The 19,272-nt window shown below is 41.8% G+C and carries 16 protein-coding genes; 1 reads left to right on the forward strand and 15 read right to left on the reverse strand.

The genetic code is table 11. From position 1 onward, the window contains the following. Positions 1 to 3: 3 nt before the first annotated feature. The 12 genes from NQ541_RS05775 to NQ541_RS05830 form a co-directional block, all read right to left on the reverse strand. Positions 4 to 1,791 carry an aminopeptidase P family protein gene (locus NQ541_RS05775; protein ID WP_005612566.1) on the reverse strand — a complete coding sequence of 596 codons (1,788 nt, stop codon included), beginning with the start codon at positions 1,789 to 1,791 and terminating at the stop codon, positions 4 to 6. 205 nt (positions 1,792 to 1,996) lie between these two features. Next, entirely contained in the window at positions 1,997 to 3,409 is a 1,413-nt protein-coding gene (locus NQ541_RS05780; protein WP_005612562.1) for an oxaloacetate decarboxylase subunit alpha, read from the reverse strand. Between the two features lie 17 nt (positions 3,410 to 3,426). Further along, a complete protein-coding gene (locus NQ541_RS05785; RefSeq protein WP_005612560.1) occupies positions 3,427 to 4,578 on the reverse strand; it encodes a sodium ion-translocating decarboxylase subunit beta in 1,152 nt (383 codons plus the stop codon). 24 nt (positions 4,579 to 4,602) lie between these two features. Continuing rightward, positions 4,603 to 4,959, reverse strand: a complete 357-nt coding sequence (locus tag NQ541_RS05790; RefSeq protein ID WP_044941054.1) for a biotin/lipoyl-containing protein — start codon at positions 4,957 to 4,959, stop codon at positions 4,603 to 4,605. A gap of 16 nt (positions 4,960 to 4,975) precedes the next feature. Next, positions 4,976 to 5,755, reverse strand: a complete 780-nt coding sequence (locus tag NQ541_RS05795) for an OadG family transporter subunit (RefSeq protein WP_005612555.1) — start codon at positions 5,753 to 5,755, stop codon at positions 4,976 to 4,978. A 14-nt stretch (positions 5,756 to 5,769) separates the two neighbouring features. Further along, on the reverse strand, positions 5,770 to 7,209 hold the full coding sequence (locus NQ541_RS05800) for an acyl-CoA carboxylase subunit beta (RefSeq protein ID WP_005612554.1): 1,440 nt from the start codon (positions 7,207 to 7,209) through the stop codon (positions 5,770 to 5,772). 1,082 nt (positions 7,210 to 8,291) lie between these two features. Then, entirely contained in the window at positions 8,292 to 10,280 is a 1,989-nt protein-coding gene (locus NQ541_RS05805) for a 2-isopropylmalate synthase (RefSeq protein WP_023922600.1), read from the reverse strand. A 92-nt stretch (positions 10,281 to 10,372) separates the two neighbouring features. Continuing rightward, on the reverse strand, positions 10,373 to 11,677 hold the full coding sequence (locus NQ541_RS05810) for a D-alanyl-D-alanine carboxypeptidase family protein (protein ID WP_005612546.1): 1,305 nt from the start codon (positions 11,675 to 11,677) through the stop codon (positions 10,373 to 10,375). Positions 11,678 to 11,742: 65 nt separating this feature from the next. Continuing rightward, on the reverse strand, positions 11,743 to 12,312 hold the full coding sequence (scpB, locus tag NQ541_RS05815; RefSeq protein WP_044905408.1) for an SMC-Scp complex subunit ScpB: 570 nt from the start codon (positions 12,310 to 12,312) through the stop codon (positions 11,743 to 11,745). After that, positions 12,239 to 13,060, reverse strand: a complete 822-nt coding sequence (locus NQ541_RS05820) for a segregation and condensation protein A (protein WP_005612543.1) — start codon at positions 13,058 to 13,060, stop codon at positions 12,239 to 12,241. The genes scpB and NQ541_RS05820 overlap by 74 nt, the downstream gene beginning before the upstream one ends. Before the next feature lie 171 nt (positions 13,061 to 13,231). Continuing rightward, entirely contained in the window at positions 13,232 to 14,134 is a 903-nt protein-coding gene (locus tag NQ541_RS05825; RefSeq protein ID WP_023922604.1) for a metallophosphoesterase, read from the reverse strand. Between the two features lie 130 nt (positions 14,135 to 14,264). Next, positions 14,265 to 15,473 (reverse strand): D-alanyl-D-alanine carboxypeptidase family protein, encoded by a 1,209-nt coding sequence (locus NQ541_RS05830; protein WP_005612538.1) that lies wholly within the window; start codon positions 15,471 to 15,473, stop codon positions 14,265 to 14,267. A gap of 142 nt (positions 15,474 to 15,615) precedes the next feature. Here NQ541_RS05830 and NQ541_RS05835 point away from each other — a divergent pair, with 142 nt between their 5' ends. Beyond that, positions 15,616 to 16,335 (forward strand): J domain-containing protein, encoded by a 720-nt coding sequence (locus NQ541_RS05835; RefSeq protein ID WP_005612536.1) that lies wholly within the window; start codon positions 15,616 to 15,618, stop codon positions 16,333 to 16,335. A gap of 61 nt (positions 16,336 to 16,396) precedes the next feature. Here NQ541_RS05835 and NQ541_RS05840 read toward each other — a convergent pair whose 3' ends face one another. From NQ541_RS05840 to NQ541_RS05850, 3 genes are all read right to left on the reverse strand, one after another. After that, on the reverse strand, positions 16,397 to 16,858 hold the full coding sequence (locus tag NQ541_RS05840; protein ID WP_005612533.1) for a low molecular weight protein-tyrosine-phosphatase: 462 nt from the start codon (positions 16,856 to 16,858) through the stop codon (positions 16,397 to 16,399). Between the two features lie 497 nt (positions 16,859 to 17,355). After that, entirely contained in the window at positions 17,356 to 18,633 is a 1,278-nt protein-coding gene (locus NQ541_RS05845) for a site-specific integrase (RefSeq protein WP_005612532.1), read from the reverse strand. Between the two features lie 136 nt (positions 18,634 to 18,769). Beyond that, positions 18,770 to 18,985 carry an excisionase gene (locus tag NQ541_RS05850; protein ID WP_005612530.1) on the reverse strand — a complete coding sequence of 72 codons (216 nt, stop codon included), beginning with the start codon at positions 18,983 to 18,985 and terminating at the stop codon, positions 18,770 to 18,772. Positions 18,986 to 19,272 lie beyond the last annotated feature (287 nt).

The following is a 19,272-nucleotide window of genomic DNA, read 5'->3' on the forward strand; positions in this document are numbered from 1 at the left end:
GCGTTATACAGCTCTGGTATAATGCTTTAACCATTCTTTTTCTGCTTCAGGCAGATAAGGACTGATCTTTTTATAGACCAGCTGATGATAGTTATTTAACTGCTCCCGCTCTTCGAAAGTCATCTGCTCAGGAAGCAATGCATCCAGATCAATGGGTACCAGGGTGAGAACTTCAAACTTCATAAACTGTCCATATTCATTGTGGTCTGCTTCGGTAACAAGAAGTTCATTTTCAATTCGGATCCCATGAGAATTTTTAATATAAAGCCCCGGTTCATCTGTGATCACCATATTTTTTTCAAAGGTCTGTGAAGGTGTCTTCCCTTCTTTCCAGCGGAAATTGATCGGTCCTTCATGGATGTTGAGCAGATATCCGACCCCATGGCCGGTTCCGTGGTTAAAGTTCAGTCCTTTCTTCCAAAATACTTCTCTTGCGATACAGTCTAGGTTAGTTCCGCTGCATCCATGAAGAAATATAGTGCTAGCAAGCCGCAGCATAGCACGTACAACAAGGGTAAAATGCTCTTTTTCTACCTGTCCTGCTTCACCAATGGCAACGGTTCTGGTAATATCGGTAGATCCCTGAAGGTAATGGCCGCCGGTATCTGTCATAAACAGCTTTCCTGGCTTAAGTTCTACATTACTTTCTTCATCGGCACTGTAATGAACGATCGCACCATGCTCCCCATAAGCACTGATCGGTGCAAAACTGGGACCGATAAATCCGTTCTGCATTGCACGAAATTCTTCCAGTTTCTGAGAGGCGGACAGTTCTGTGACAGGAAATTCTCCGCTATTCGTCTTGAGCCAGTACATGAATCTGGTATGGGCAATTCCGTCTTTTAAATGAGCTGCTTTCAGATTTTCTACCTGGACATCATTTTTTATGCATTTCATAAGGATCTCCGGATTCGGTCTGTCCACAACAGTCACAAATTCAGGTATCTTACGGTACAGGCTGTAGTTCATGATCCGGGAATCAAGCAGAACGGTCTGATTTTCGTTAAATTGGGACACAGTATCATAAATTTCTTCATAAGGATGCAGAATAATCTGCTGTTGAGCAAAAAGCTGCAAAAGTGTATCTGAAAATTTAGATGTATCAGCAAAAAGTTCAACTGAATCATTATAAACGATTGCATAAGAAAGAACAAGAGGACAATAGGCAATATCATTTCCCCGGATATTAAAAAGCCAGGCAATATCATCAAGACTTGAAAGGATATGCGTATCACATCCATATTCTTTCATTTTCAAGCGTACACGGGTCAGTTTGGATTCAATACCCTCTCCGGTATACTGATCTTCAAGCAAAAATGCCGGTTCAGAAGGAAGATCCGGTCGATCTGTCCAAATTTCAGATGCAAGATCCTGCAAAAAGTTTACAGATGCATGATTCTGCTCTGCGAGCTGACGGTAGGACGTTCCTTCTTCATAGCTGATAGTTCTTCCGTCAAAACCGAGAATCTGTCCTTCCTGAAGCTCTTTCTCAAGAAATTCTTCAATCGAGGGAACTCCGGGTTCACCGGATCTGTAAAGATCAATCCCACTGCCTGCTAACTGCTGCTCTGCCTGGATAAAATAACGTCCGTCTGTCCAAAGTCCAGCCTTTTTACTGGTAAAAACGGCTGTTCCTGCAGAACCGGTGAATCCGGTCATATATTCACGGAATTTGAAATAATCTCCTACATACTCACTATGATGAAAATCCGCCGTAGGAATAATATAAATATCAATCCCTTTTTGTATCATCGCACTGCGAAGGGCATTGATCCTCTTTTGAATATTCATGTTAATTACCTCCCGATATGCATATAACTATATGATACCACCAAAAAGAAATGCTTACAAATAAAAAAGAAAAGATACAGAGCAGTACAAAGAAGAGATGCAAAACGGTATTCCCGTTTTGTATCTCTTCTTTGTATGTCTGAATATGCAAGAGAACCTGCCATCGGCAGGTTCTCTGTTCTCTGTGTTAATTCAGATTTTATAATTAGACTGGATAAGCTCCATTCTCTGTGTCAGCTACTGTAGCATCAACTTTTGTCTGCTGAGCCTGTCTGTATTTGAAGAAATCAACAGCAACCTGTGGGAATAATGCATATGTCAGCACATCCTCATCCTGCTGAATCCACTGCTTGCACTCTTCACGGAGTGTATCAAGCTCATCCGGGATCAGATCTGCCGGACGACACGTGATAGGTTCTACATCACCGAGAGCTTTCTTCTGAAGTTCCGGATCAACCGGTTTTGTTGTCTTTCCGTATTTTCCTGCGAGAACATCTTTTGTTTCTTTTGTAACCATCTTATAACGTTCCCCCATCAATACGTTAAATACTGCCTGAGTTCCAACGATCTGTGAAGAAGGTGTAACCAGTGGCGGCTCACCAAGATCTTTACGGACACGCGGTACTTCCTCAAGAACTTCATAGAACTTGTCTTCAGCACCCTGCTCTTTTAACTGGGATGTAAGGTTGGAAAGCATTCCTCCCGGTACCTGGTACAGAAGAGTTTTGATATTTACACCAAGGTTCTTAGGATTCAGAAGCCCGCTCTCAAGAGCATCGTCACGGATTGGACGGAAGTAATCAGCAATCTCAGCAAGAAGATTCTGATCCAGTCCTGTATCGTAAGGTGTTCCCTTGAATGTCTCAACCATAACTTCTGTTGCCGGCTGGGATGTTCCAAGTGCGAATGGTGACATAGCTGTATCAATGATGTCAGCACCTGCTTCTACAGACTTCAGATAAGTCATGGAAGCTACACCGGAAGTATAATGTGTATGCATTTCGATCGGGATACTTACAGCTTCTTTCAGTGCTGTAACAAGCTCTGTTGCCTGATATGGAACAAGAAGTCCTGCCATATCTTTTACACAGATAGAGCTTGCACCCATATCTTCGATTCTCTTTGCAAGGTCAACCCAGTATTCCAATGTATAAGCATCTCCAAGAGTATAAGACATTGCAACCTGTGCATGTGCTTTTTCCTTGTTGGCTGCTGTAACGGCTGTCTGAAGGTTTCTCATATCATTGAGACAGTCAAAAATACGGATAATATCGATTCCATTTGCTACAGATTTCTGTACAAAATATTCTACAACATCATCTGCATAAGGACGGTATCCAAGGATATTCTGTCCACGGAACAGCATCTGAAGCTTTGTATTCTTGAATCCATCACGGAACTTTCTAAGTCTTTCCCATGGATCTTCTTTAAGGAAACGGAGGGAAGCATCAAATGTTGCTCCACCCCAGCACTCTACAGCATGATATCCGACTTTATCCATCTTGTCGACGATCGGCATCATCTGATCTGTTGTCATTCTGGTTGCAATCAGGGACTGATGTGCATCACGCAGAATGGTTTCTACTATTTTAACTGGTTTCTTTTCAATTTCTGCCATTTATTTGTCCTCCAAATTTACTTAACGCCGAAGATGGCCATAAATGTTCCGGCTGCTACTGCAGTACCGATAACTCCGGCAACGTTTGGTCCCATTGCATGCATAAGCAGGAAGTTTGTAGGATCTGCCTCAGCACCAACTTTCTGGGATACACGTGCTGCCATAGGAACCGCAGATACACCTGCAGAACCGATCAACGGATTTACTTTTCCCTTAGTAATCCAGCACATCAGTTTACCGAACAGTACACCTGCCGCAGTACCGAATGCAAATGCTATGAGACCGAGGATAACGATCTTGATCGTATCAAGGTTCAGGAATGCTTCCGCACTTGTTGTAGCACCTACAGACGTACCAAGAAGGATAACTACGATATACATCAGAGCATTAGAAGCTGTCTCTGTCAACTGTCTTACTACGCCACACTCTTTGAACAGGTTACCAAGCATCAGCATACCAACCAGTGGAGCTGTTGTAGGAAGGATCACGCAGACAACGATCGTAACAATGATCGGGAACAGGATTCTCTCCAGTTTGGAAACCGGACGAAGCTGATCCATTTTGATCTTTCTTTCCTTCTCTGTTGTAAGAAGTTTCATGATCGGTGGCTGGATGATCGGCACAAGTGACATATAAGAATATGCCGCTACAGCGATTGGTCCCATGATAGCTGTCTGCTGCAGTTTACCTGCAAGGAAGATAGATGTCGGACCATCTGCACCTCCGATAATAGAGATAGCTGCTGCTGCCTTGTCGGAAAATCCAAGAGCCATCGCTCCAAGATAAGCGGCAAAGATACCAAACTGTGCTGCTGCTCCGAGAAGAAAACTCTTCGGATTCGCAATCAGCGGACCAAAGTCTGTCATAGCTCCGACTCCGAGGAAAATCAGAGAAGGAAGGATCGACCACTCGTCAAGCTGATAAAAGTAATACAGAAGTCCACCTGTACCGTTTGCTGCATCTTCAGCATGAAGCATAATATCCGGATAGATATTTACAAGCAACATACCAAAGGCAATCGGAACAAGAAGCAATGGCTCAAAGCCATGGTGGATTGCCAGATAGAGAAACACGCAGGCAACAGCGATCATGATCAGGTTACCAAAAGTCAGATTCATGAACGCGGTCTGATCTACGAGGTTTCCCAGCGTATTTGAAATATATTCCATTTGTAAAACCTCCTGGTTCAGTAACTAGTTTAATGTAGCGAGTACGGCTCCTGATTCAACAGCATCACCTACTGCAACATCAATGCTGGCAATAGTTCCTGCTTCCGGGGCAACAACCGGGATCTCCATCTTCATGGCCTCGATCACGATTACAGTATCTCCAGCCTGTACACTCTGACCAACGGATGTAGGAATCTGGAATACTTTTCCGGCTGCACCGGCTTTTACCTGGATACTTCCTGCACCTGCTGCCGGAGCTGCTTTTGGAGCAACAGCCTTAGGAGCTGCAACTGGTGCTGCTGTCTGAACTGCACCTGCACCATTTTCTTCAACTGTTACATCATATACATTTCCGTTTACTGTAATTGTATAATTCTTCATTTTCATATCCTCCTGATTAATTCCATTTATTTGATTTTCTTCTCTTGATAGAACGAACTACAAAACCATCTGTAGAAGTTCCTTCTGAAGCTGCGATTGCTGCTGCAATAACTGCTGCAAGTTCGCCGTCATCCGTACCTGCTGCCTGTGGTGCAGATACTGCAGGTGCCGGAGCTGCCTGTACAGGTGTTTCCTTCTTCTCTTCTGCAGCTTTTCCTTTACCGGAAAGCTTCTTCTGAAGCTTCGGAATGAATCCAAGCAGATAGATAATAAATGAAATGAAAATCAATACAACAAATACAGTTCCCATTCCAAGGATTGTATTTAATCCGGCTTTTTTAAGGATTTCTCCTGTTGTATAATGTGCGGATACTGTCATGCTCTCCATATCGCTCTTCTCATTGAATGTGAAAGCAATCTCAGCATCTCTGTCCTCAAATTTACCTTCGGATGAAAGTGTTGCACCATCATGGCTGACTTTCATTGTCCAGTCACCATGCTCAATATAAGCGCCACATTCTTCCTGAGAAGCCTTCCAGCTTTCGATCATAGTCAGGAAATCCGATCCATCGATCGGTAACTGTGCCTGTAAAAGAGTAATATCAAGATTCAGATCTCTCAGATTCTCGTAATAATCCATATCTTCTTCAGACATAGAACTGAATGCACTGATGATTGTATCTGCATACTGCTCCATTGTCGTCTGATCATACTCTGTCGTCTCAGACTTACCACATCCCGTAAAGCTAAGGACGAGAATGAGGATAAGTCCTAATAAACTGATTTTTTTCTTCACTTCGCCTCACCTCACTAAACCGTACCGTGCTTTTTGTCCGGACGATTCTCTCTTTTTGTGAACAGCATTTCAAATGCACCGATCACATATTTTCTGGTGTCTGCAGGTTCGATGATGGCATCAACATATCCTCTGGCTGCTGCTGCGTTCGGACTGGACTGCAGTTCTTTATATTTTGCTGCTTTTGCACTCTGAGTATCTGCATCAGCATCTGGATACATAATCTGTGCTGCAAGTTTTGCATCCATCATACCGATCTCTGCTGTCGGCCATGCATATACAAGATCAGCACCAACTGATTTGCTGTTCATTGCTACATAAGCACTTCCAAATGCTTTTCCTACGATCACATTTACTTTCGGAACAGTCGCATTTGCAAATGCATAAGTCAGTCTGGCAACAGCCTTGGCCATGTTCTTCTCAGACTCTACAGTTGCAGCAAAGCCTGCTACATTTGTCAGCGTCAGAACCGGGATAGAGAATGCATCACAGAAATTAACGAAATCTGCTGCTTTGGCACATCCGTCAACAGTAAGTCCAGCATCAAATTCAGCCTCTGTCTCAGCATCAGCTCCGTATACTTTGGAACGGTTGGCAACGACACCTACAGTCTGTCCATTCAGACGGATAAAGCCTGTAACCATCTCTTTTGCATAATCTTTCTTTGTCTCTACAAGAACGCCATTATCAGCAATCTGTGCAAGTGCGATTGCTGTATCTTCTGATGCATTTGCGATATCAGCACATACACGGTTCAGATCATCTGTACATTCTTCATAAGACATATCGTCTTCATAATTGGCAGGAATCATGCATACAAGTGAACGAATCTGTCCGAGAATCTCTGCCTCTGTACCGATACCATCTACAAGACCAGCCGTCTTGCTCTGATAAGCGGCACTGGCTGTATTACATCTGGAAATTTCATTTCCTTCCAGTGCATTCGGAGAATTAACAAATAATTTTCCATCGTTTTCTTCCATAAATGTGAAGTCTGCAAGACCCGGCACGATTGCAAGTCCGCCTCCGCACATACCGAAAATAGCTGTTACCTGCGGAATCACTCCGGATGCGAGTGCCTGTTTCTGATAAAGACTTCCAAATGCCTCAAGTGCATCTGTTGCTTCCTGAAGTCTTAATCCGGCACAATCGATCAGACCGATAACAGGTGCTCCCATCTTCATTGCCATATCATAGATCCGTGCGATCTTTTTCGCATGCATCTCTCCGATAGCTCCGCCGAGAACATCAGCATCCTGACTATATACATAGACAAGATTACCATCGATCACTCCGTATCCGGTAATAACACCGTCTGAAGGAGCCGCCTTCTCCTGCATATTGAAATCGGTACTTCTTGCTGTAACAGCACCACCAATTTCAACAAAGCTTCCCTCATCAAGCAATGTGGCAATACGTCTGCTTGCTGAGTTTCCTGTTGCATTGTAGCTCATATTTTAGCCCTCCATAGTTATAAAATATTTAAAATAAACCAAAATTTCTGCCTATTCTAGTATATACTAGCGTTCCCCAAATTTCAATTCTAAATTTGCGGAAACTGACAATTTTTTCACATAGAAAATTTGTATTTGTTGGGGTGATACGCTTAGAAGACATACAAATTCTTGGTGGCGAAGCGGACGCGGAAAGCAGAGATATTCCCTCGCGGTGCAGGCCCGCTTTACCTCAGCCCGTTGACCGTTTGTAACTCGAAAGTGGAAATCTTCGTGCAATGGCACTCGATTTACTTTCTCTAACAAACGCTGCAAAGTGTCTTCGGAACGCTCCCTGCTAATGCACCTGCTCAGGAACACCCTGCTTTCCGCTGACCATCTCGATAAGAAGTTTTTTAGCTCCGCAGCGTATCCATCCAACAATACAAATTTAAAAAAGATAGAAAAAGCCGGATGGTTATTGAGTAAGATATTCGATCGTAAAGATGTCGGGGGCAAAAGCCCCCGACTTTGATGCCTACGGATTGCTCCGTGCTACGCACTCCCACAATCCTACCCAATATTCGCATATCGTGGGATTATCATCCCACGATATGCGAATATCGGGGCGGGTCCTAAGGTCTTTCACCCACCTATGAACAAGCTCATGTGGGCTTAGACCTTTTGCCCCTGGCATCTCGTAAATATTAGATAGTAGATATTGTATTTACTATTTGACAAATCATTTATCTTAGTCGATAACCTTCCGGCTTTCTACTTCTTATTGAAATTTCGTATTGTTGAGAGAAAATGTCCCGGTGCAAGGAACGCTTTCTGATTTGAAAAGCCTAATATCCGCACTTGCTGTTGCGTGAGCAGTGCATTGACAGGGAGCGTTCCGAAGACACTTTGCCCAACTTGTTAAGGAACGTAAACAGGAGTGCCACTGCACGACTGTTTCCACGTTTCTGTTACAAGTTGTCAACGGGCTGAGGTAAAGCGGGTCCTGCACTGCGATGCAGCAACAAGTGCGGATATGGACGCTCTTCTGTCAAAAAACTCCTTGCTGCCTGTATATTTTCTCTTCAACAACTACAAATTTATTAATGTCTGTTCCGATACTGAACCGGCGTGATATTGTACATCTTCTTAAAGATCCGGTTAAAATGTTCTACATTCTGATATCCGACAGATTCTGCGATGCTTTCTACAGTAGCACTGCTGCTCTTGAGCATTGCACGTGCCTTTTTCATTCTGACCTGCTTAAGAATATCCCCGAAAGTCAGTCCGGATTTCTCTTTAATATATTTAGAGAGATACGGTTTGGAAAGGAAAAACTTTTCTGAAAGGTCATCCAAAGTCACATCTTTATAATTTGCGTAGATGTAGTTGGTGATTTCTAAAAGTCTTTCATCTTTGCAGGACTGGGATTCGGCAATTTCCGGCAATTTATTTACGGCGACTACCAGAGCCTGGATGGATGCTTTAATAATGTCGGCATCAATTCCGACTCCCCAGTATTTCTTTTTATTACAGATAACACCAACGTAAGCAACTGCACGGGAAGAAGATCCTTTTGTAAGAGAATGTTCTTCATAAAAAGCAAGTTCGTAACTGATGCCAAAGTAATGCTTGATCGCATTGCTTACTGCATCCAGGCGTCCGTTTCCAACACCTGTGATCTTGTGGTTATTGTCATTCTGATGGATCGTTGCTTCTGCTACGATACCATCTTCCTGCTTAAAGTGGCATTCGTCCACACTGAAGATTGGTTTTGCACTGATATAATGATCCTCAAAAATACGATATACAACATCCGGTGTCAGTTCCTGATGAGCCTTGTCAGAAACATCTTTTACCATGTATCCGACTTCTTCTCTCATCTTCTCCGGCAGGCTGATACCAAAGCTCTGCTTCAGAATATAGTTTACGCCACCTTTTCCTGACTGGCTGTTGATACGGATAACATCCGAATCATATCTTCTTCCAACATCCTGTGGGTCAATCGGAAGATATGGAACTGTCCATGTCTTGCAGTCATGTTCTTCTCTCCATGCCATGCCCTTTGCAATCGCATCCTGATGGGAACCTGAGAACGCAGTAAATACAAGGTCACCTGCATATGGCTGACGAGGAGAAACTTTCATTCTTGTAACACGCTCATATACTTCGCAGATCTCACTCATATTGGAAAAATCAAGATTTGGATTTACTCCCTGTGAGAACATGTTCATGGCAAGAGTAATGATATCTACGTTTCCGGTTCTCTCACCGTTTCCAAACAATGTTCCCTCAATCTTATCTGCTCCGGCAAGGATTCCAAGTTCTGCATCTGATACACCTGATCCTCTGTCATTATGTGGATGAAGGGAAAGGATTACGTTTTCGCGGTGTAATAAATGTTTGTTGAAATACTCTACCTGACTGGCAAATACATGCGGCATTGCATTTTCTACCGTTGTAGGAAGATTGATGATCGCTTTGTTGTCAGCAGTTGGCTGCCATATATCAAGGACAGCGTTGCAGACATCCAATGCATAGTCAACTTCTGTTCCCTGGAAACTTTCCGGACTGTACTGGAAAGTGAAGTTTCCTTCTGTTTCCTCGGCAAGCTTCTTTAATAATGTAGCTCCATCAATGGCAATCTGCTTAATTTGCTCTTTATCTTTGCGGAATACCTGTTCACGCTGTGCTACAGAAGTTGAATTGTATACATGGATGATCGCATGTGGAGCACCCTTTACAGCTTCAAAAGTTTTTTTGATGATATGTTCTCTTGCCTGAGTCAGAACCTGAATCGTAACGTCATCAGGAATCATATTCTGCTCGATCAATGTTCTAAGAAACTGATACTCTGTCTCAGATGCTGCAGGAAATCCTACCTCGATCATTTTAAATCCAACATCTACGAGGAGCTGGAAAAACTCCAGTTTTTCATCCAGGCTCATTGGTTCGATCAGTGCCTGGTTTCCATCCCGCAGATCCACACTGCACCAGATCGGTGCTTTATCAATAGAATCTTTTTTTACCCAGTCATAACATGGCTCTGGCGGCATAAAATAAGTCTTTTCGTATTTTTTCCAGTTTTCCATAGTCGTACACTCCTTATATTTCATCAATTTAGTTGCTCTTTTTTGTCTTCACCTATAGTATCATAGCTTTCAGATATATTCCAGTGGTGAATTTAATCAGTTTTATTGATATATTTTAATATAGCATAATCAAAACAGGTTTTCAAAGTACGTTTCGCAATGGTTTTCGTTGCGACAAGAGGAAATTCCCGGATTACTTCATCTCCAAGATAACACTTCATAATCCCAAGACGGGTATTCTCCCTGACAGGTGCATGGACCTTGTCTGTCAGATAGTATCGAATCGAAATATCCTCTTTTTGGTTCATTAAAAGGCGGAATGGTTCTGTATTTGCACGAACTTCCAGCCGGACAGGATCAGAAGAGGGATAGTTCATTTTATTTTCAATGCCGTTTTGTACCAGTACAAAGTGTGGGGCTGCTTTCACTTGAAAATCGCGATAAACATAATTTTCTAATCCGTAGGTCATTAATTTTTTTGTATCCATCCATTTATAATTTCTGTTATTAGGCCAGCCGCATGCCAGTAAAGCAACGATAAAAGTCCTGTCATCCCGCTGCAATGCCCCCACATAACAATATCCGGCATCCGCAGTAAAACCGGTCTTACCGGTAAGAGCACCTTCCATCATATTAAGAAACGCATTGTGGTTATTACAGGAATAAGAAAAATTCTTTTCGCAGTCCTGAAAAGTATACTGCATGGTGCGGGTGATTTTCAAAAAGGCCTCACGCTGGGGCGAAACCATAATGCAGTAACGCAGGATCAGTGCAAGTTCCCGGGCTGTAGTATGATGATTGCTTTGAGAATCCTGTGCATCCAATCCATTGGGAGAAATGAAATATGTATTTTTACATCCTATTTCTTCGGCTTTCTGATTCATCCTTTGGGCAAAAGCTTCTACACTGCCATCAATTCCCTCCGCTATTGCAACGGCAGCGTCATTATGGGATTCCAGCATAAGGGAATAAAGAAGATCTTTTAAATAAAAAGACTGTCCTTCTGTCATTCCAAGATGGACTTTTGGCTGGGAGGCTGCTTGAGAACTGACAGTGATCTTCCGAGATGGATCAGATGCTTCGAGAGCAAGAATACACGTCATGATCTTCGTTGTACTCGCCATAGGACGTGGATCGGATCCATTTTTTTCAAATAAAATACGTCCGCTGTCTCCGTCCATAAGGACGGCTGAACGGGCGTATAATTCTAAAGATTCACCGGCATCTGTATAGACAGTAAGATCATCGCTTACTGATTCCTTTGCAATCACCTGTAAAGATGGATTGAGAGTCATCAGGATCATTACTGATACGATCAGCCAGTAACAAATTTTTCTCCGATAAAATAATCTGACTTTTGCCACTGCTCCAACTCCGTTACAGAATTGTCTTGTCATTATTTTATGTATCCAGTCTGAAAATCAGACCTTATAAAAGAAGAAACTGCTTGCGTAACTAAAAATCAGATATCAAGTTTTAACTTGGCCTCGTCTTCTGCTTCTTCTTTAAAATGCTCAATCTGTTCAGGAGCAAGAGATGGAAGATCATCAAGAGACTGAACACTGAAACGCCGAAGAAATTCCTCGGTTGTCCCAAATAAAATAGGTCTGCCCGGGGCATCCATCCGTCCGACTTCTTCCACTAGTCCATATTCCACCAGCTTATTGACAGCATGATCAGATTTTACCCCGCGGATCTTTTCAATTTCCAGTTTGGTTACCGGCTGACGGTATGCAATGATCGAGAGCGTCTCCAGCATAACATCCGTGAGTACATACCTCTTAGGTTGTCTGGCAATGCGGATGAGATAATCATAGTATTCTTTTTTTGTACATAACTGGAATGAATGATCCAGCTCAATAATCCGGATACCGCGGTTCTGCTTTTCATAAGCAGTCATCATATCAGAAATGATTCCACGGGTCGTAGGTTCATCCTGTTCAATCGCTGCTGCAATCTTACTCAGTTCCACTGATTCCCCCATTGTGAACAGAATCGCTTCGATCGCTGCCTGAAGCTTCTTTGTATTCATCTGCTTCTCCTATCCTTTCAATCATGATCTCTCCACAGGTATTTTCCTGCTCTACGTGAATCTCTCCCAGCTTCATCATTTCCAGGATTGCAAGAAAAGTAACAACGATATGCATCTTACTCTTCTGTTCCAAAAGAAGCTGCCTGAAACTGAACCTCTTATGCTGACGCATATATTCATGAACATAGACAAATTTATCTGAAAGAGAAACCTCTTCTTTTTCAATCTTTCCGAATTTACTCCTGACCGGATCAATCTTTTCAGCCTGACGCTTCATGATCTCACGGAACACTTCTCCTAATTTAGCCATAGTGAGATCTCCAAGAAGCTGATCCAGGTCTACAGGTTCTGCGTATTCAAGAATCTCTTCCGGAATATCCGGAGATTTATACATAACCTGACCCGAATCCAGTTCACGGTCTTTCAGTTCAAATGCCATATACTTGTACATCTTATATTGAAGGAGCTGTTCCACAAGCTCCTGACGCGGATCTTCTTCCTCTCCTTCTTCCGTCACTTCTTTAGGAAGAAGCATCCGACATTTGATATCCAGAAGCATCGCTGCCATCACAAGAAATTCACTCATGACATTCAGATCTTCATGCTGCATCCCCCTGATATATTCCATATACTGATTCGTGATCTCAACAATCGGAATATCATAAATATCAACTTTATTTTTCTCTATCAAATGAAGGAGCAGATCCAGTGGTCCTTCAAATACTTCTAACTTTACCGGTATACCCATTTTTCCCTCTTGTCATTTCTGTGCTTAAAAGCATGATCTGAAGTACCTGCAGATTTTCCCAGTGCATATTTCCGTGAAAAATCCCAAAATACCATAACATGAATATTATAGGGGAAAAAAGGAATTTTGACAACGGCTTTTTCACCTTTCATCATTCCGGCTATTCAAAAATTATTTCTTATTTTCCGATCTTTTCAGGCAGATGGACACGACTTCAGGCTGATTAAAAAGCCGGATATTGATTGTATGCGTTCCAAGTCCACGGCTGACAATGATGGTCTGTTCTCCTTCTTTCGTCATTTCACCAGAGTATTTTGGAAAAAGGAAGGCTTGTGGGGTGATTACTCCACCAATTCCGGGAAGTCGCATCACTCCACCGTGGAGATGACCGGATAAAATAAGATCAGCCCCCCATCCTTTATAAGCATTCATATAAGCTGGATTATGGGCAAGTAAAATGCGGTAAACTGAATCTTCAGTAACCGAAACACTATCTTTATGGAGATATTCTGCAATATCAGAAGCCCGGATCGGAAGCTTTTTCAGCTTTTTATACGATGCGGATGGAAGTTCCACACCCGAAATTTCCAGGAGAACCGTTCCTGCTTCAATCCGGCAGCTTCCATTTTCCAAAAAAAGAACACCCCTGTCTTTCAACTGTTGCCGGTAGTCGGCATAGGAAGCTTGATAGATCTCAGGGTTTTCCCTCATACGCTGCTCGTGGTTTCCTGTCGCGTAAAGCACCGGAGCAATTTGGGGTAACTGACTGGTAAAATCAAGTGCAATATCATAGGAGGCATCTTCCTTGCCGACGAGCATATCTCCACCGATTAAAATCAGGTCCGGCTTTTCATTGCGGATAGCCTGTAGCAGAGGTTCATTTTTCTCACCATAAACCCGATTATGAAGATCACTTAGAAAAATCAGATTCAGATCCCTGCTGAATCCTTTAAATTTTTGTGATTCAATCGTGTAGTGAGTTACCCGGAAATGATGGAGTTCCCGATAAATCTCCAATCCAAGCAGTCCCCCTGCGATCAGAATAAAAAGAAAAATAATCATTGGTATATTCATAAATGTCTCACTCTCCTGTCTCTGCATCCCGGCAGCAGATAAAATGATTATAAATCACATTCCCTTTCGAGGACAAGAAAAATATAAAGATTCTCTGGCAGAGTTTCCCGGAAAATATGATAAGTATTCTTTATAGTGCAATCCAGTAAAGAGCTTTTCTCAGATAATCAAAGAATCCTGCTTTCTTAACGGTTTCTTCAGCCAGAAGATTCACACTGCCGATTTCTTTTTCGTCTAAATAGTAAATCCGTTGACCGACAGTGTCCCCTTTTTTAACCGGAGCATTTACTTTATCAGGAATCTGAAGCCTTGAAGTAACAGCATTCAGATTTGCTCCTGTTGTATCCAGATAAGTAAATTTCTTTTCATATTCAAGTGAGATGGATTCCTGTATACCACCGGTGACAGAGATTGGATCCAAAGAAGGCATATTTTCATCCGTATACATCTGACATTTTCCGAACCCATAATTTAATAAGGTAACAGCATCCTTGAACCTGGCTTTGGAGTCTTCAGCCCCCATAATAACTGCGATCAGACTGACACCATTTTTTTCAGCAGTTGCTGAAACACAGAACTTTGCCTTGCCGGTAGAGCCGGTTTTTAATCCGGTTGCATATTCATACTGACGGATCAGTTTATTGGTATTAGTTAATCCAAATTCAGACGAACCTTTTGAGGTTGTATGAGTGATATTTTCCATCCAGATCGTACAATAATTATGAATTTCCGGATATTTCAGGAGAAGTTCACGGGACATCAATGCAATATCACGGGCACTTGTTTCGTGACCTTCTGCATCCAGTCCGTTACAATTCACAAAATGAGTGTGTTTCATGCCGAGACCTTCTGCACGAAGATTCATCTGACGGACAAATTCCTCTTCATTTCCTGAAATATATTCAGCCATAGCAACACAGGCATCATTTGCACTGGCAACAGAAATACATTTGAGTAAAGTTTCTACGGTCTGCTTTTCTCCCGTTTCCAGGAAGACCTGCGAGCCGCCCATAGAAGAGGCATATTCAGAAGTTGTAACTTCATCCTCCAACTGAATTTTCCCTTCTGCAAGTGCATCAAAAATTAAAAGCATTGTCATGACTTTCGTGACACTTGCCGGTGGTCGTGCAGTATCCGCATCTTTTTCGTATAATACTGTACCCGTTGTCATTTCCATTAAAATTGCAGAAGGAGCAGTCACTTCTACTGCCGTATCCGAAGTTTGTTCTGTTCCCGGAGTAGTTGTTGTTTCTTCAGCCAGGACATTTGGAACCATTGAAAATTGCAGTGTCTGTATGCAGATCAGCATGACTGCCAACAGCTTCTTGATCGTTTTCATAAAGGATTTCCCCCAGAATCTCGTATGTTACTAATATAGTAGGGAGAATTTCAAAATATGCAGACAGAGTTTCATTGACTTTTGAAAATGACTAGCGTATATTAATCATGGAAAATAAATGGTTATAAGAAGGAGGTCCTTCATGAAGTCTCGCACTTATTATGAAATATTAGGTGTGTCCAGAGATGCGTCAATCGAGGAAATCACAATTGCAAAAAATGCATTGGCAAAAGTGTATCATCCAGATGCAAATGCACATAAAGATATAGATACAACCGCTTTTATGCAGGAAATACTTGAAGCATATCAGACATTATCTGATCCCGAAAAAAGAAAAGGTTATGATGTACAGCTTTTCGGGAATCCAGAACCAGTGGAACGGGTATTTAAGACATTCAAGCTTGAGCCGGAGGAAAAGACAGCGGAGTCTGTTTCTTTTGTTACCTACTGGAATGCATATAGCAGTCTGAATGAAATACTTGAAAAAAGTTTACAACTGATGAACCGCGAGGAAAAGAAAAAAAGTATGCCGAAGCGATTGCTCGGAAAGCTTGGACGGGCTGAACATGAAAATACATACCGCAATCGTCAGATCGCAAAAATGGCCAGGGAGGCAGTCCAATATATCACTTTACTGAAAATGGCAGAAATCCCGATGGAATTTTGGAATGACGAGGCTATGAACTGGGTACTGGTTCGGTGGGGACAGAAACCCGGAAATGATTACATTGCCTTATTCAACCGTTACCGGGTTCAGGTTGAGCAGATGAAATCTGCATCAGAAAAAAAGAAACTGCACAGTAAAAACCGGCAGTTTCATCACGATTTAAAAAAATTACTTTCTTATGCACTGGAAGGCTGATTGAAAATCAGGAACGAAAAGTAAAAATACAGGAGTATAAGCCTGAAACTTTACTTAAAGCTTACAGATGCAAGAGACATTCATCCAGGAGGGCTTCACAGCCCTCTTTTACGTCCCGGTAAGTTGCATCAAAATTACCGGTATACCATGGATCTGCAATATCTTCACCTTTTCGGGAAGTATAATCTAATAATTTGGATATTTTTTTATCCGGATCTCCCCTGAGCATACGATGAAGATTGCGTATGTTGGCAGAATCCATACCAATGATATAATCAAAATTGGTATAGTCGGACCAGGTAATCTGTCTCGCCTGATGAGGAACTACCGGAATGCCCATTTCTCTTAATTTATTGACAGTTCCTCTGTGGGGTAGATTGCCGATTTCTTCTCTGCTTGTTGCACAACTGTCAATGACAAACTGGTCTGCAAGACCATGGGTGTTCACCAGATGGGTGAAAAAACTTTGGGCAAGAGTTGACCGGCAGATATTGCCGTGGCAGATGAAAAGCACTCGTATCATATATTTTTAACTCCTATCTTATCTTGGATTTTCTCGGTTTTTCCTTATTTTATGGGGCTTTGCGCACATTTTCAGTCTATCAACCATTTTTCTGTTTCTCGGCTTATTTTGGCTTATCTCGGTATATTTATTCCACCAAATGGTCTAAATATTGGTCTAAAATGGACTATTTTTTCAAGTTTAGACCATTGGCTTTTCTGGTCTATTTCTGGTCTTTTTTGATTCAAAATTTTTCAAGGACCTGTAATCTATGCCCATCCTATCTATATTTCGGCATTTTCGGCAAATGTTATGAAACATTTGCTGACCACCAATGGCTGATAATACTCATATTTTACTATTTTGGATCCAAATCTCTATGATTGCTCCAAAATGTATTTAGACCATTTTTAGACCACAGCTTAGCTCTGTATGCTACATTTCATCCTTTTACAACCTTGATTTTCCCTTTCAGAAATCAGCAATAAAATTCTGAAGTCTTCAATCTTTATACGGTCTTAGCCAAGCTTTCTGCCACCATTCTTTGTTGGTATATCATCCTTCAACCCCATGTGTCTAAACTCTTCATTTGCCTCTGCCTGCTTCTTAGCAAGCTTCTCTACTTCTTCTATCGCATCATCCAATTTAAGATGTGTATAGGTATTGAGAGTGACACTGATATCCGAATGTCCCATCAGATATTGAAGCACTTTAGGATTCATTCCGGACTTAGCCATATTAGAGCAATACGTATGTCTGCAAACGTGTGGTGTGATCTTTGGAAGCTGAATGCGATAAATGCGATTATACTTTTGCACTGCATGCTGAAAATATTTCTCCCAGTGCATGGCCACCATCGGCTTACCATCCTTGTCAAAGCAAAGAAATCCGGAATAACCATCAATCATGGGCTCCACCTTAAGCTTAGGTCTCGCCTTGATAATATTTTGAAAGCACTCATACACATCATCCTGCATCGGAATCACTCTGGTACCGGCGTAGGTTTTTGTTGTATCAATGTAAACCAACGTCCCGGTCTTCTGAAGCTGATGATCGATATTGATGGTTCTATTTTCCATGTCCAGATCCTTCAGCGTCAAACCTGTAAATTCCGAAATACGCATCCCCGTTTTAAACAGAATATACATACCATCATAATACTTACAATAGTGCGCATCATTTTTAATAAATTCAAGAAAGGTTTTTTCTTGTTTCTTTGTAATGGCCTCACGAGTGACCGCGTCATTTACCAGTACAGTTGCAAGCTGAAATTCAAAAGGATTCTTCCTTAATATATCATCATCAACTGCCAATTGGAATGCAGGTCTCACAACACCTCTGATAGAGTGAATTGCTGAATAGCTTTTCCTATCTACCTGCTGTAATTTGATGAGCCATTCTTTTGCATCGGATAATCTTACTTTATCGATTCTCCTCTCTCCGAATGGATCCTTCTCAAGCAGATTCATCACTGTTCCATAGCCTGCTCTGGTTGTATGCTTAACGCCTGTCTTTGTCGCAATGTACTTGCTGACTAATTGACTAACCGTTAAGCCACCTCCATCAGGAACAATCATATCATCCAGATCTCTGTTGATAAGCTTCTCCTGGTCTCGTAAAGGTGCATTATCTTTTTTTCCGTATGGAACGCTATCTGTCGCCACCAATCTCCAGCTGTAAACTGATTTACGCTTTCCATTGGCATCAATATATCTATATTTATAGCGTCCATCCGCTTCCTGGCTCTCTCCTGTGCGAAGAATGCGATTCTTACTATCGCGCCTCTTTTCGCTCATTGAACATCGTCTCCTTTCAAAATCGAGGGAGCCAAGTACATGATATTCATTTACATAGTATGTATCCGACTATGTAAAATAATACTACCACATCCCTGGCTCTTTTGCTACTAAAATTTTTATAAATTTCTGTAAACTAAATCACATTCATCTGACTGTCCATGTACTTCTCAAACTGCTCCCGTTTGATCAATGCTCGGTTCCCATTCCAAAGGACAAAATCCTCATCTGAATGCTCCTGCACAAACAGCTTCAGCTTCTTGTATCCGATTCCGAAATACTCCGATGCTTCATTTAATGTCAATGTGTACTTCTGCCACCAAGGCAGCTCTTTCTTTTCGTTACCGCTCATCTCAGGTGCGTCTCCTTTCCAATCCGGTTCCGTCCCGGAACCTTTCTATCTTCCTAAGCGCCTTTTGACGAGATAATTCCGGTAAATGCTGAAAAAAGATTAAAAAGCCTGTATATATCTGAATTGAATCAAATAAATCTTGGGTACCCTAATACATGAATAATCACAAAAGGCAAGAGTTTTAGTACAAATATCTTTGCTTTATATTTAATTTCAGTAATTATTTTTCTTATTCAGCTTATAAAACTTGATTTTTCCATTTATTAAGCATATAATATCCTTAGGAA

Origin of the sequence: [Ruminococcus] lactaris ATCC 29176 (assembly GCF_025152405.1) — a bacterium.
Taxonomy (GTDB): domain Bacteria; phylum Bacillota; class Clostridia; order Lachnospirales; family Lachnospiraceae; genus Mediterraneibacter; species Mediterraneibacter lactaris.